Origin of the sequence: Lacipirellula sp. (assembly GCF_965279485.1) — a bacterium.
In the GTDB taxonomy this organism is placed as follows: domain Bacteria; phylum Planctomycetota; class Planctomycetia; order Pirellulales; family Lacipirellulaceae; genus Lacipirellula.
Genome location: NZ_CBDIIC010000001.1, coordinates 1689804 through 1705147, shown reverse-complemented (window position 1 = coordinate 1705147; position 15344 = coordinate 1689804). Strand labels below are relative to the sequence as shown.

Genomic DNA, 15344 nt, shown 5'->3' with positions numbered 1-15344 from the left:
ATGGCCCAACGCCGCATCGGACAAATCCTGGTCGACCTCGGTTACGTCTCCGACGACCAGCTCGAATTGCTTCTCGAAGAGCAACATCAGCGTACCGGCCAAATGCTTGGCCAAGTCGCCCAGGATATGGGTCTGATCAACGACGATCAGCTCGCCCAGGCCCTTGCGGAGCAACTCCACCTTCGCGTCGTCACGGTGACCGACCTCACCATCGATCCCAAAGTGATCGCGATGGTCACCGAGCCGATGGCGCAGATGTACCGCATCATTCCTACCGAGTTCGACGGCAGTACGCTCACCGTCGCAATGTGCGACCCGCAGAACCTCGGAGTTCAGGACGAGCTGCGTACCTTTCTCGGCTACAACATCCGCGTAGTCGTCGCCACTGAGCCGGGCATCATCAAGTCGCTCGAACGCTACTACGGCGAGAGCACCGAGAGCGTCGAGTCAATCGTCACCGCGATGGAGGACGACGCCGACCTCGCCGCCGCCGCCGCGAAGGTCGCCGGCAACTCGGTCGACCTCACCAGCGTCGAAGCCCTCGCCGACAGCGCCCCGGTCCGCAAGCTGCTTAACATGGTGCTGCTGCTCGCGATCAAGGATCACGCGAGCGACTTGCACTTCGAACCTTTCGAAGACGAATTCCGCATTCGTATCAAGGCGGACGGCGTCCTTTACGAAATGGTGCCGCCGCCTCGTCACTTGGCCTTCGCGATTACCACGCGCATCAAGGTCATGGCGAACCTCGACATCGCTGAACGCCGCCTGCCGCAGGACGGCCGCATCGAACTCACCGTCGGCGGCCACCCCGTCGATCTGCGCGTCAGCGTCCTGCCGACGCTGTTCGGCGAGAGCGTCGTCATGCGGGTGCTCGACCGCTCGGTCGTGTCGCTGGACCTCAGAAAAGTCGGCCTCGATGAAACGACGATGGGCCAGTTCCGCGTCGCCATCGCCAAGCCGAACGGCATTGTCCTGGTCACCGGCCCGACCGGTTCCGGTAAGACGACGACGCTCTACTCCGCGCTCAACGAACTCAACACGATCCACGACAAGCTGATCACCACCGAGGATCCGGTCGAGTACGACATGGAGGGGATCATCCAGGTCCCCATCGACGCCTCGATTGGCAACACCTTCGCCGCCTGCCTCCGGGCGATCCTGCGGCAAGACCCCGACAAGATCCTGGTCGGCGAGATCCGCGACCTCGAAACGGCCGAAATCGCCGTGCAAGCGTCGCTCACCGGCCACATGGTGTTTAGCACGCTCCACACGAACGACGCCCCCAGTACGATCACCCGCTTGAAGGATATGGGGGTTCCGGTGTTCCTCATCACCGCCACGGTCGAGGCAATCCTCGCCCAGCGGCTGGTCCGCCGCGTCTGCACCAAATGCCGCGAAGAGCATACTCCGAGCAAGGAAATGCTGGACGATTTGGAGCTTTCGCCTGCCGACCTAAAGGGAAAACGCTTTTTTCGTGGCTCAGGTTGCGAAAATTGCAACAATACTGGGTACAAGGGGCGCGTTGGTCTGTTCGAGCTGATGATCATGAACAACGAGCTCCGCGAGCTCATCATGCGCAACGCCTCGACCGACGAACTCCGCGAGGCGGCTCGTCGGGCTGGCATGGTCACCCTCCGCGACGCCGGCATGAAGGCCTGCTTCGAAGGGCTGACCACCGCCGAGGAAACGATCCGCGAAACGATTATGGAAGCTTAGGAAAAGCGCTTAGCAATCAACCGGCAGCTTCGAGCTTGAATAAACAAAAACCGACCAAGTAAACATCCCTAGGACGGGTCGCTTCAGCGACCAGCCTTGGGGGCCGGGATACGCGAGCCGAGGAATCGGACAGACAAGATTCCGGGCAGATCAAAATTCAGGGCAGACAGGGACAGGGCAGACAATGAGCTTTCAAGCCAGAAGCTAATCGCTGACCGCTGAAAGCTCGTTCCGCAGGAACGCTACTATGCCAACTTTCCAATTCGAGGCGATGGACTCCACCGGGGCGGAGATCAAAGACGTCATTGACGCCGCCACCGAGGAAGATGCGCAAGCGACGATCCGGCAGATGGGGTACTTCGTCACGAAGATCTCCGTCAAGAAGGTTCGCAAGAAGGCCGAAGCTGGCGGCGCTAAAAAGAAACGGGGCTTCGTCTTTGGCGGCGTCCCCTCAAAGCATCTCACCGCCTTTACCCGCCAGCTCTCCATCCTTCAGGACGCCGGTCTGCCGATTCTCCGCTCGCTCCGCATCCTCGCCGAACAGGCGAAGCCGGGCCGACTGAAATACTCGCTCGAAGATACCTGCGAAGCGATCGAAGGCGGCGACACCCTCTCCGAGGCGATGGCCAAATCGCCCAAGGCCTTCGACCGGCTGTACGTCAACATGATCAAGGCCGGCGAGGCGGGCGGCGCCCTCGAAGTCATCCTCCAGCGTCTCGCCGACTTCAAAGAACGGGCCGAGTCCCTCAAACGCAAAGTCAAGTCGGCGATGATCTACCCGGTCGTCGTCGTCAACGTCGCCGTCGGTATTTTGACGTTCATCATGATCAAGATCGTCCCGAGCTTTCAGGACATCTTCGAAGACTTCGACCTAGAACTCCCGGTCCTAACTGTCTACCTGATCAACGTCGCCGAATGGTGCCAGAACTACTGGTACCTGATCCCCGGTATACCGATCGCCATTTGGCTGACGATCAAGCTCATTCGCAAGTTCAAGCATGGCCGCATCGGCTGGGACCAGTTCTGCATCAAAATGCCGATCTTCGGCAACTTGGTCGAAAAGAACATCATGGCCCGCACCTCGCGGACGCTCGGCACGCTGATCGCTTCCGGCGTGCCGATTCTCGAGGCCCTCAACATTACCCGCGAAACCGCCGGCAATGCGATCTTCGAGAAGATGTTCCTGAAGATCAGCGAGCGGATTCGCGAGGGCGACGCCATCGCCGGCCCGATGAAGGAATTCTCACGCCTCAGCTTCCACCCCGTGGCGGCCTTCTTTTGGTTCTGCTTCATCGGCGGCCCCATCGGTCTGCTGATGTACATGCTGAAGTACCGCCAGCGGGTAGTCGACGACATCGTCGTCAACATGGTCGACGTCGGCGAGGAAACAGGCGAACTCGACACGATGCTCTACAAGGTGGCCGACACCTACGACGAAGAAGTTGCGGTGCTCACGGACGGCCTGACAAAGCTCATGGAACCGCTGCTGATCATCTTCCTCGGCGGCGCCGTCGGCTTCATCGTCATCGCCCTGTTCGTCCCCCTGGTCGACCTCATCAACAACCTGTCGGGCTAGCCGTTCGAAGGCTAACCGCTAGGCCGCAAAGGCACTAAGAAGTCACGAAAAGAACATGAGGGCGAAGCCCCGGGTGGCAGGATCGAACGCTGGCGGCGACCCGCCCGGCTCGGCGTTCTTCCGCGTCCATCGGCGGTTCCACCCCTCTTTGTCTCTTCGTGATTGCTTAGTGCCTTTCTGCCTTAGTGGTTAGTTCCAGACCGCCCGGAGAGAGGTTAAACTCTATCTGGCACACAGTTTGCGGTTGCTAGCGGTTCGACATGCGAACTTGCTAATTTCCGCGGACTTGCGTCGGGGGGCGCCTTATTCCGCCTTGCGAAATCAAACGCTTCGTCTCATCTCAATACCCTCGCCCGTCGGCGGAGGGGAGGGTGAGCGGGAGCATCCCGAGCGTGGCGATTTCGCCACAGGCAGACAGGTCAAACTCCGCCGCCTAGTGACCCCCAATCGGGGGAGCCAGCCGCCAAACAGAACCGAGCAGCCGGACGGTCACGCCCTCCGGTCGCCCCGAAACAGACGCCCGTCCCGGAAACCCAACAAAACCCCCGCCCAGCCCCACGCCCGGCTAGGCGAGTGCAGCGAGCCAAACGAGCAAGACAAGGAGCCTAAGTCACATGCAAGAATCGCAAGTCACCCCCGTCGCCGGCCAGCGTCGAGCAGCCGCCCGCCGCCCGGCGTTCACCCTTACCGAACTGCTGATCGTCATCGCGATCATCGCGGTCCTCGCCGGCCTCATCGCCGCCGCGGCGGTAAATGCGCTGCGGCGCGGGCGGGAGGCTCGCATCGCGCTGGAACTCAAGAACATGTCCGGGGCGATCGAGAACTTCAAGAACGATCCCAACATCGGCGGCGCCTACCCCTGCAGCGCCGCATACGCGACGAATCCGACGAATGCTCAGAAGCAGCAAGCTCGTTCCGATCTGCAGCGAGCATTCGCAAAGATGTTCCCCCGAGCGAATGAGCCGTCGCTGGCGCTAATCATCAACAAGCTGGCTGGCGACACGGCCGCGCCAGGCACCATGAACTTTGGCGGCCATCTCGAAGGCGGCCTCTCGCCGAGCGAGGCGCTGTTCTTCTGGATGGGAGGCTTTAGCAGCGACCAAACGTTGCCGCTCTCTGGCGCGGGCGGGCCTGCGTTCATCGGTACGGAAATCCTCGAAAACCGCAAACCAGGATACGAGTTCGATTACAGTCGACTTGGTCCGCGCGATGACAACGGGAACTTCGTGGGACGCTACATCGAGTATCCAGACCCCGTGAATCCTGGCGACACGCGGCGGATTAATCTGTGGACTTACACGCCGGCCGGTTCTCAGGTGCCGTACGCGTATTTCGACGTCTCGCGCATCAAGCCGTCGACCTGCTCAACGAAGTTTGGGCCTCCGGCGAACAACGTCGCGTCGTTGCCATGGGCTCGTTCCAATCCGCTCGACGCGAACTCGGTGCTGATCACGCCGCTACGCGAACCGCTGGAATCGGCGCCCAATACGAACGGCACAATCTTCGCGGAAACGAAGTTCGTCAACCAAGACAAATTCCAGATCTTGCACCCGGGCCTCGACGACGCGTGGGGCGCAGGTTTCGACGTGTTGATGTACCCGTCGGGTCCATATATCGGCGAAATCGCCGATACGCTGACCAACTTCACGGACAGCACCCTTGAGAACGCGTCGGAGCAATGAGCATGAACAAGCAATGCGGAACGTCGAATGCGGAAAGGGGAACGGCGCCTAATCGTCTAGACGCTCGGCGTCCGCTCCCCATTCGCACCGGCGTCACGCTCATCGAACTGCTGATCACCATGACCATCATGGCGATCATCGCCGCCGCCATCCTCGGCACTGCCGCGATGGCAATCGAGTCCGCGCGCGAGAAGCGGACACAGTCGCTGATTACAAAGATTCATGCGCTCATCATGGAGCGTTACAACTCGTACGAGACGCGACGCATCGATGTTAACCCCACGATTATCAACGCCATCGATCAGTGGGTTACTAGCACGGTCGCGAGCGCCAGCAATCCGCAGCAAGCGATGAAGGAAGCTTTAAAAGCTCGCGGCGAAATGATTGCCGACGCTCGGCTGCTTGGCGTCCGTGAGTTGATGAAGAAGGAAATGCCGGATCGCGTCGAGGACGTCCTCTACGTGCCGAAGATCCTTACCCAGCCGCCGCCGCTGGCGTTCGCGTACGATCGGCGCCGTCAGCAGTTGCCCGCTACCGCGGGCCTCTCACAAGCTGAATGTCTTTATCTCGTCGTGATGAACGCTACCGGCGACGGCGAGGCGCGGACGTTGTTTTCTAAGCAAGACATTGGCGACGTTGACGGCGACGGCGCTCCCGAATTCATCGACGGCTGGGGCAACCCCATCGGCTGGATACGTTGGCCTGCCGGAGTAGTTTCCAATTTGCAGCCTCGCAACCCTAACGGAACTCGCCCTGGAGAGACGGATCACGATCCTTTCGATCTTTACCGCCGTGACTTGCCAACGACAAAGTCTTCCCTGCCGCTGACTTCCTATCCCCCCGCACTCCAAACTGTTTATCGAGCCAATATGCGTAGCCGCATGGATCGTGCGGCGGGCGCCAACATGACGCATCAGCAGGCCTATCGATTGGTGCCGTTAATTTACTCCGGCGGGCCGGACGGTGAATCGAAACTGCAGCTCACTGGCGCCAGCAGCGGAGATGATATCGATCCTTACGTTGCCAATTCGGGTGCGGGGTACGCGGATGGCACGCAGTCGGGAGCTCCCGTTGCTGATTCAATCGAACTCACCAAAGACAACATCACGAACCACCTCATCGAATATTAGTCGCCGCCCAGCGCCGAAGTGACCGCCAAATAGCCTCGACCTAGCTAGATCGAGGCTGCCGCCGAAAGACGAAGCCATGAATTGCCACCACCAAGTTCGACATGCCGACTGCGGAGTCATCGCGTCCGCGCGCCGCGGCCTCACGCTGATCGAACTCCTCGTGACAATCGTCATCATGGTGACGGTCCTAGCCGGAGCGCTGCCGCTACTCTCGCCGAACAACAACGCCCGCAAGATTCGCGAAGCCTCCCGCCAACTCACGACGCTTCTTTCTCAGGCCCAGGCCCAAGCTGCCCGCGACGGTCGTCCTGTCGGCGTTGCGTTCCGAGAAACAGGAGTCAACTCGCCCTTCAGCGGCATGGCGCTCGAAGCTTATGTGATTGCGTCGCCGCCTCCGTTTGCGGGTTTCAGCGAACACTCTCGCGTGGTTGTCGTCGATACCGGGAATCAGTACGGACCAACGAGCACTTTTACCAACCCGGATTTCAGCCCATATCTAAACGGATATAAAATTTGTCAGCTTGATTTCTTGGCTTCTGGAATGGTGGACGCGTTTCCGCCGCGCACCCTGAAAATTGGCGACATTGTCGAGGTCGGCGGGAATTCATTTTTGATTTGCGACGACCAAGATAAGACGACGATGCCCAACCAAGTCGAGGTGGTGAATGGCGTCGAGTTCCTGCTTTCCGACCTCAGTGCTAGCGCACCTGTTCCAGGAACAATCTTAAACGCCATCTGGCTGAACTATCACGGGCAAATGTTGCCGCAGCCGACGACCCCTCTATCGGGGCAGGCATACGTTATCCGCCGTCAGCCGGTGAATACTTCTGATCAGCCATTGCAGCTGCCGCGCGGCATCGGGGTCGACATGGACGCATCTAGCGCCACCGACGCTGGTGCTTCGACGCCGATGGATTTTGACGTCCCCAATCCCTACCTGACGACCGTCGGGATTATGTTCAGCCCCAATGGGTCGATCGAGACCGTCTACCGTGACGGCGTCCGTCGCGAGGGCGTCGAGCAGGTGTTCGTTCTTCTGGGGCTGTTTGAAAACGGCAACAACGGCTCGCAAGATTGGAACGATTACGATTTTGCCTCGACGACGGTCACCGATGACGAATTAGCGCTGCGTCGCACGCGCCTCAATTGGCTAAACGCCGACAGCCGTTGGGTGACCATCAATCGCGCCGGCCGAATCATCACAGCCGCGAACAACATCAGCTTTAACCCGCGGCTATCGCCGTTTATCGACAATTTGACTGGAACTGCCCAGGAGAAAGCGATCACGCAGAAAGCGCGCCAGATCGGCGCAGCTCGCGATGTTGCTCGGGATATGACCGGCTCCACCGGCCGCTAACGCGTTCAAACACATGACGAACCACTTGAACATCTGCCGACTCTCGACCTGCCGCGGTCCCCGCGCCGCAGCCGCGCCGATGATTGGCGTTTCATTGTCCACCGCCATCGCCTCTCGCCGCGGTATCTCGCTCCTCGAAGTCCTCATTTCGATGTTCGTGCTGCTGTTCGGTTTGATGGGCGTCGCCGCCGTGTTCCCGGTCGGCAACCACTACGCCGGCAAAGGCGAACAATTCGATCGCGGCTCCGCCCTCGCTGAAGCCGCCATGGCCGATCTCAAGGCCCGCGGCATGCTCAAGCCAGAGCTCTGGTACTACGCGAGCCACCCATATTCTGAAGCTCAAATCGTTCCGCCGAACAACACCCCGCCGCAGCCGCCGAGCCCCTCGCCCGTCCTGCGGCCGAGTTCGCTAGACGACTTCAACGTGCCGTTGATTTCAACGAGCGTTACCGGGCCCGGGTACGCGTTCGTCATCGACCCGATGGGCGCGGCGCAGGGCTTGTACAACGCTCAAGGGAACTTTGACGCAACGACGTCGATCTCGACGAATCTCGACTACTTCCCTTATGTCAGCCTAGTGGGCGCCAGCACTCCCGACGGCGTGCCCAACACGCTGATGCCGAATCAGTGGGTGCAGAATCTTCCCAATCAGCCTGGCCTGATCGGCCAGCGCTGGCCGTTGCGTCGCATCAGCCTCCAGCAAGCCAACGGCTACTTGCTAACGCCGCGAGTTGGCGCAACGATCTTCCGCCTCCACGACGACGTCATCAACGAGCTCCCCAAGCAAGACGATCGCCCGGCGATCCAGCGTTGGAGCGTCAACACAAACGGTAAGCCACAAGAAAATCCTTGGCAGCACACGCTTCTCTCACGCGATTACGCCGGCAATTACTCCTGGCTCGCGACCGTTGTGCCGACCTCGGTCGAGAGTCTTGCGGCGTTGCAGCCGATTAACTCCCGATTCGGCAGCGACTTGTACGAAGTCTCTGTCGCCGTCTTCAACAAGCGCGAGCCGCTGCCGCCGTCCGCCGCGACCGAGCGACTGATCGAAGCGCAAATGTTGCAAGGCAATGAGTTGGTGATTTATGGAACTTCCAGCAACACCGTCGAGCAAGCTGCTGACAATCTCGACAATGCCGTAAAAGATATTCGCGCCGGCAACTGGATCGCCGTCGCCGGCGTTCATCCGACGACGGGAACGTTTCTGATGCGCTGGTACCGCATCCTCTCGATCGACGACGAGAATGATTTGCTAACCGGCCCGAATCCGCTGCGTCGCATCATGCTCGAAGGCCCTGAATGGCCAATTTCGCAGAGCACCGGCACTGCCGACAACCTCCGCGCCATCCTCCTCCCCGGCGTCATCAGCGTCGCTACGCAGATGCTGCCGATGGAGGCTCAGTAAGTTGCGAGTGACGAGCGGCGAGTTTCGAGTAGCAAAAAATGACGCCGCACGACCCTCCAACTGACAACGAACGCCCGCTACTAACAACTCGCAACTCATCGCTCGCAACTCGCAACTAGATACTCGCAATCGGATACTTCCGCATACTTGGGGCAACACAAGTAGCACAGGAACAGCAGCCGCCATGTCCCCGCACCGTCGCCAACCGTCGTCGTCGCCAGCTCCTCGCCGAGCCCGCGTCGGCCGCACCGCTCGCACCAGCCGCAGCCGGCCCGCTCGCCGCGCCCGGCTGCTCACCCGCCGCGCGAAGCTGAACGCCGCCCGCGACCGCCGCGGCGTGCTGCTGCTGGTCGTCCTCAGCTTGCTCGTGCTGTTCATGATGGTCGGCACTGCGTTCATCATCACCGCGAAGCAGTCGGAGAAGACGGCCAAGACCGCGATGAAGGCCTCGGTCCGCCTCGCCAGCGAAACGGCCCAAACGCAACTCCTCGACGAAGTCCTGCTGCAAGTCCTCCGCGACACGAACAACCCGCACAGCTCGCTGCGGTACCACTCGTTGCTGGGCGATCTGTATGGCAACAACGGGCTAAAGGGAGTCGTGCTCCCTACGCCGACGATGCTCAATCCCGGCCCCGCTCCGGCGACGGCGATTCCGCCCAAGTTCGCCGGTTCGACTGGTGGAGTCGATCAAACGGCTACTGGCGGGCAAATCATCGAATTACAGATCGGCACGCAGGCTACGGGCGTCACCGCTCCGGGAGAACTGCTGCGCGATCTCTACGGCAATACGTACCAACCGGCCGTTGGAACCAACCCGCCGGCGGCTCTCTCGTTCGCCAACATCGACAACGCCTACAACGGGCAGGTGCTCACCTTCCTCAGCGGCGCGGCTCGCGGTCGCAGCACGCGGATTGTGGGGTTCATCCCGCCGAATACGTTCCGCGTGATGAACTTCACGCTGGAAGACGGAACGCTGGTTGCTAATCCGACGACGCAACTCGCTTCTGCGCGAGTTCTGATCAACGGCCGCCCTTTCAGCGGCACGGGCGTCGGGTTGAACGTTTGGGCTGATCCAACTGGCCCGAAACTCAACGCTGCTGAAGAACTCGTCACCGGCAGCGGAACGTTCTGGCCGATGGCGTTGATGCCAAACGCCCAGTTCCAGATGGCGACGGCGAAGATCAATCTCCCCGGCACGCCGCCGACCTCGGCCGGCGTTACGGCCACCGATCCGCATAATGCGTTTTATAATCCGCTGGATCCGGTGAATCCCCTAGGCCAGCAGAACTGGATTGGTCGCGGCGGGGCGAACGAGTCGTACGACGCGGTTGATTACCAGAACATGCCCCTCGCTTACGTCCCAGCGCCAAGAACCGGCGGGGCGCTGCAGGAAACGATGATCCTGGATCCGACGCTGTTAACCAACACGGCGCTGCCGGTTCCCACTGACTTGGGAACGATGATCATCCCGTCGTGGCATCGCCCCGAATTGCTAAACTTCTTCGCCTATCAGACGCCCTACAAAAACGGCGTCGATATCCGAGAATCGAACCTCGCGGGCGATGCGATGCTGTTGCGTCGTATTCTCATGCGGCCGAACTGGCTCGACCATCCCAACTTCACCGGCAGCAACCCAGAACTGGCGGCCATTCCCAACACGAACAATATCGTTGAATGGCAGCAAAAGCTTACCCGCATGGTTTACGGCCCTTGGGACGTCGACAACGACAACGACGGCATCCGCGACAGCGTCTGGGTCGACGTCGGCCTGCCGGTGATGGCTGGTCCCAACGGTAAGCTGGTCAAACCGTTGGCCGCGATCTTGATCGTCGACATGGACGGCCGGCTCAACGTCAACGCTCACGGCACCTGCGACTTGGCGGAAGCATGGCCAGCCAACGGGAGCAACACAGGTCTGACCGCCATGACGGCGATGACGCGTTTTGTGAACGCCGTTACGCTAACTCAGTCGGACATTGCCCCTCATGGAGTCGGTTACGGCCCTGCTGAGATTAGCCTGTCAGATGCAATTGGCTTCGACGATTTCCGTCGCATCCTTGTGGGCAACACGATCAACGGCGTCTTCGTTCCAGGCCGGTATGGCTTTGAAGCGGATATGAACCCGACCGGCCCGCCAAGCGGGTCGCGGGCAATCCGCCCAGGAATGACTAACCAGAGCGAGGCGCTCGCTCAAATTAACTTCTATGGTTGGCCGCAGAAGGCGACCGATCTTTCCAGCTTCGTCACCCCGCCCGACTTGCGGGCCCGCTACGCCGTCGGCTTGAACCAACTTGGCCAAGCCGAATCCGAATCGACGCTGGCTCCAGTGATCAACAGCGCCGACACAACCGACAATCTCTCCGTCGACTCCCCCTACGAACTTAACCTCTCGAACAAGACCGCTGCCGGCGTTCAGGGAGTCAATGGCGGCTACGCATCGAGCGATGCGCCATTTGCTGTTGGGGAACTCGAACGCGTGTTGCGTATGTTCGACGCCGACGCCGGCTCGTTGCCTTCACGCTTGGCTCTGCTGTCTGGCGTTGCCACTGATCCCGGGGATCGCCTCAAGCTCACGACCGACAGCTTCGACCTGCCGGCGCCGAATATCTCGTTGCCGCACGAGATGGAAGGGCTGCTAACGCCGGACCTAAAATTCCGTCGGCAACCCAACTCCGTGGCTGAGTTGATGGAGGTCCGCGTCCGCGCGGCGCTCTTCCCCGGCAACAATTCGAAGCTCTTTCCCGTGCCACTCACTGACGTGAACGACGTGAATCGCGTTCGGGCCATCGTGCGGCGGATCCTTGCGCCGGAACTCGCGAGCGGTACGCGGCTGAACATCAACCGTCCGTTCGGAAATGGGCGTGACGATACTGTACCTCGCGATATAAACAACCCGTACCTCACGCCAGGATACGGAGTTGTTGACGAGCCAGGCGAGTACGTCGACGCCAACATCAATGGCCGCGTCGATCTGGGCGAAGAAACGCAAATGTGGGCTGTAGGCGGCGTACGGCCCGCCGCGGCCGACACGTTTAGCAGCGCGACCTTCCCCTTGTTCGCCACGGAGATTCTTCCGGATTCCGCCCAGCCCAACGGACAGGTCGGCGTCGTCGATCACCGGCATCTAATGGCTCGCCACTTGTACACGCTGGCGATGATGCTGACCGCCGAGCCCGATTTCGGCACCCGCGTCCCCACGGTTCAAGACCAGGAGTTCGCACGCCAACTGGCGCAGTGGGCGGTTAACGTCGTCGACTTCCGCGATCCCGACAACATCATGACGCCGTTCGAGTACGACGTGAATCCGTTCGACGGCTGGCATGTCGACGGCTTCGTTGGCGCCGCGCCAGGCCCTGACGGCATTCTCGGTACGGCCGATGACGTCGCCTCGCTAGACGGCGACGGCGTGCGCGCCAGCCAACTCGAACTGCCGCCTAACATGCCGGGCGGCACGAGTATTCTCGGCCCGGAATATCGCGGCCTGGTCTGGGGCGTCGAGCGCCCCGAAGTCGTCATGAGCGAAACGCTCGCATGGCACGACCGCCGCACCGACGACACGGCGCTCGAAGACGTTTACACCGGCAACGGCCAGTTTGAAGGGACCGTCAACGCGAGCGTGTTCGATCCCGTCGACCCGAAGGCCGACAAAGATTTCGACCAACTCGTTCGCCCGCGCGGAACCCTGTTCGTCGAACTTTACAATCCCTGGGCGGCCGATCCGGCGGCGAACGCCGATACGCATCAGCGCGTCTTCAATAACAACGCCGCAAATCGAGACAAGGTGCACGATTTCGGCGTGAACCTCGGCGCTTATGTCCCTGATTCGAGCGACCCGACCAATATTTTGAAGCAGAGTTCTGTTTGGCGGATGGCGTTCTGCAAGCGAACGGTAGGCAAGCAGGTTACGCAAGAGGCAGACGCCTACAAGTGGGACCCGGAGCACCCCGACCAAAACTTCCGCCCATATCGCCAACCGCAAGTGCAGTACGATCGCACGATCTACCTCGGCGGAGCCCCGGGCCGAGACAGCTTGCAAGGCGCCGCCTATTTCAACGATCGCACGCAGAATCCCACGCCTGCCGTTCGGCCCGGACGCTACTTAGTCGTCGGCTCGGGCAAAGAGACTTCGACTGGCAGCGGGATTTACGAGACGCCGATCGCCGATCGCAAAGGCGCCCGCAATACGAACAACGTGAAGGCCCAACGCCGCATCGAGTTGGTCACCTCGCGCGCTACAGGGACCGCGCTTTCCAATCGCGTCCGGATGCTTGACTGCATTACCGATCCCGTCGCGGCGAAACTCACCGATACGACGCGGCAATACGATCTCCAATCGCCGGCTGACGATGGCATGCAGGTGCCGCGCATCCCAGGCGAAATGCTATTGGACCTGGCGCAACGGCCTGTGCAGTCGATGAGCGACGTCGCCATCGTCGATCAGGTCCTTAGCCCAGGGCAGAACAGCCCCGAATATCGCAGGCTGTCGTTGACCGAACCAGCCCGCGGCTACCCTCGCAAGATCGGCGACGCGACTTGGAACACTTCGAAGGAAGAGTACCAAGCCCAAGGCGCTCCGCGCGCCCTCGACGTTCCGCTCGATGGACCGATCGGCGGGCAGGCCGCGCTCGATAACCAGAACATCGACTGGCCCTATGCCTATCCGCTCGACGAAGTGTTGACCGAGATTCGCGATCCCAACCCGCAGACGGCTTCCAACCCGCGCGGAGATCAAGGCGCGTTCTACGGCAGCCTTTATCTTCAGCGTCTGGCCAATCCGCTGCTCCCTTGGAACCCGGAGCCAGGGCATCCCGATCACCAGAACAACAAGCCGATTAATCCGTACCTCACGGTCGACTCGATGGCTCCGAATGTCTCGGTGTTCAACAGTCGCGGCAGCGCCAACGGCAAAGAAGAGCCGTCGGCGGATCAACCCGGCGGAGCCGACGCGAACAATCCCCGCAATTACTTCTCAAGCGTGCAACGTGGTTACACCGCGAAGACGCAACGCCAAGCGGATGCGAACTACGTCTCCAGCCTATGGGCCCGCGAAACTCCGTCGGTTGTCCGGACGCGACCTGGCAAGGCGGGGCTCGACATGCTGACGACTCCGCGGAGCGATTATCGCCTGATGCAGCTCAATCGCACCGACGACAATTGGTTCAACGCTATTCCGATGGCGAGCCTCGGCTTTCTCAACACCTCGTTGCAGGACACGGCGACGAATGGCGTACAGAAGCAAATCATTCCAAGCCAGAATAAGGCGTTCGAGTGGCTTACCTGGAACAACCGGCCGTTCGTCAGCGGCAACGAGGTGATGCTGACGCCAAAACTACGTTCTTCGCAGTTGACGACGCAATTCTCATCGGCCGAGACGCCGCCGGCCAATTGGAATGAATATCAGTTGCCCACGTCGCCTGAACCTGATCCCCAGGCGGGCGCGCAAATGGTGCAGCCGTTCCGCCACTTGCACGGCTTCTTCTACCAGGAGGGGGCCGCCGCTCCGCCTCCGGGGACGCCGTTGCATCTCTATCGCGTGCTGGAATACGTTCACACGCCCTCGCTGTTCGTCGGCGCGGAAACGTGGATGAATCCGTCGCCCGATCGGTTCGGCATGACGCTGACGATGCCGCTAGCGACGCGAATGGAAACGGACCCGAGAATTAGCTTCCGGCCGCCGTTCAATCTGATTCCTGAGTTCCGCGAACCGGGGCGCGTGAATATCAATACGCTTCCAGGTAGGGACGTCTGGACCGGATTGTTCCACGGCTCGACGAAATCGGGCAAGCCTTCTCAAGGGGGGCAAGTTGCACCCGTTCGAGTCCACCCTGGTCCTGACGATGATTATTTTGCGTCGTCACGGCGGGGGTACGGAGCAGCCACTGCTGCGGCCACGCTGCTGGATCCGACTGTGCCGACGATGTTCGCCAACCCCTTCCGCGCGCCCGACGCTGGGAACCTGGTGCCGTTGCCGCAACTGGTGCGGACGGGCGTCGATGTCGGTCTCCTGAGGAGTGATAAGCTGACGACGGCGGGGCCCGCGACCGATGCGACGCCGCTGTTCTCGGTCAACTCGACGCTCGCTTACAACAACACCGATCGGAATCCGTACTTCCGCTATCAGCCAATTACGCGGCTCAACAACCTGGTGACCAATCGCTCAAACGTCTACGCGATGTGGGTCACCATCGGCTTCTTCGAAGTCGATGAAGTGCCGGATTGGAACGCAACGTCGGGGCCCCAACCAGTAAAGGCGAACTTCAACAACGATCGGGAACTCTACAAACGCGTTTACCCCGAAGGCTACTCGTTCGGCCGCGAAGACGGCGTCGACATTGGCAACGTCCGGCGGATTCGCAGCTTCTACATTATCGACCGTACCCTCCCGGCCGGCTTCGAACCAGGCGCCGACCACAACGTCGATGAGACGGTTCGACTCCGCAGGAGAATCGAATAAGAAGATTGGCGTTCAACGCAGCGG

General features: G+C 60.7%; 7 protein-coding genes and 1 pseudogene. All 8 read left to right on the top strand.

The window, feature by feature from the left end; all coding sequences use genetic code 11:
- The 8 genes and pseudogenes from ACQY7R_RS07155 to ACQY7R_RS07120 all read left to right on the top strand — a co-directional run bounded on the left by ACQY7R_RS07155 (position 1) and on the right by ACQY7R_RS07120 (position 15320).
- Positions 1-1716: a GspE/PulE family protein gene (locus ACQY7R_RS07155; protein WP_428304905.1), complete on the top strand. Its 1716-nt coding sequence runs from the start codon at positions 1-3 to the stop codon at positions 1714-1716.
- Positions 1717-1963: 247 nt separating this feature from the next.
- Positions 1964-3292, top strand: coding sequence for a type II secretion system F family protein (locus ACQY7R_RS07150; protein ID WP_428304904.1), 1329 nt, complete (start codon positions 1964-1966; stop codon positions 3290-3292).
- Between the two features lie 614 nt (positions 3293-3906).
- The gene (locus ACQY7R_RS07145; RefSeq protein WP_428304903.1) at positions 3907-4974 is read left to right on the top strand and encodes a type II secretion system protein; all 1068 of its coding nucleotides are present in this window, start codon (positions 3907-3909) and stop codon (positions 4972-4974) included.
- A gap of 2 nt (positions 4975-4976) precedes the next feature.
- Positions 4977-6104, top strand: a complete 1128-nt coding sequence (locus ACQY7R_RS07140) for a prepilin-type N-terminal cleavage/methylation domain-containing protein (protein WP_428304902.1) — start codon at positions 4977-4979, stop codon at positions 6102-6104.
- 76 nt (positions 6105-6180) lie between these two features.
- Positions 6181-6297, top strand: a pseudogene (locus tag ACQY7R_RS07135) (type II secretion system protein); the annotation flags it as partial.
- A 165-nt stretch (positions 6298-6462) separates the two neighbouring features.
- A complete protein-coding gene (locus ACQY7R_RS07130) occupies positions 6463-7461 on the top strand; it encodes a hypothetical protein (protein ID WP_428304988.1) in 999 nt (332 codons plus the stop codon).
- A gap of 13 nt (positions 7462-7474) precedes the next feature.
- Positions 7475-8866 carry a type IV pilus modification PilV family protein gene (locus ACQY7R_RS07125; RefSeq protein WP_428304901.1) on the top strand — a complete coding sequence of 464 codons (1392 nt, stop codon included), beginning with the start codon at positions 7475-7477 and terminating at the stop codon, positions 8864-8866.
- Positions 8867-9050: 184 nt separating this feature from the next.
- Positions 9051-15320 (top strand): hypothetical protein, encoded by a 6270-nt coding sequence (locus ACQY7R_RS07120; RefSeq protein ID WP_428304900.1) that lies wholly within the window; start codon positions 9051-9053, stop codon positions 15318-15320.
- Positions 15321-15344 lie beyond the last annotated feature (24 nt).

What these genes read in the sequence shown, in the direction of transcription:
- ACQY7R_RS07155 (WP_428304905.1), top strand. Translation starts at nt 1, where the DNA reads ATGGCCCAACGCCGCATCGGACAAATCCTGGTCGACCTCGGTTACGTC.
- ACQY7R_RS07150 (WP_428304904.1), top strand. Translation starts at nt 1,964, where the DNA reads ATGCCAACTTTCCAATTCGAGGCGATGGACTCCACCGGGGCGGAGATC.
- ACQY7R_RS07145 (WP_428304903.1), top strand. Translation starts at nt 3,907, where the DNA reads ATGCAAGAATCGCAAGTCACCCCCGTCGCCGGCCAGCGTCGAGCAGCC.
- ACQY7R_RS07140 (WP_428304902.1), top strand. Translation starts at nt 4,977, where the DNA reads ATGAACAAGCAATGCGGAACGTCGAATGCGGAAAGGGGAACGGCGCCT.
- ACQY7R_RS07130 (WP_428304988.1), top strand. Translation starts at nt 6,463, where the DNA reads ATGGCGCTCGAAGCTTATGTGATTGCGTCGCCGCCTCCGTTTGCGGGT.
- ACQY7R_RS07125 (WP_428304901.1), top strand. Translation starts at nt 7,475, where the DNA reads ATGACGAACCACTTGAACATCTGCCGACTCTCGACCTGCCGCGGTCCC.
- ACQY7R_RS07120 (WP_428304900.1), top strand. Translation starts at nt 9,051, where the DNA reads ATGTCCCCGCACCGTCGCCAACCGTCGTCGTCGCCAGCTCCTCGCCGA.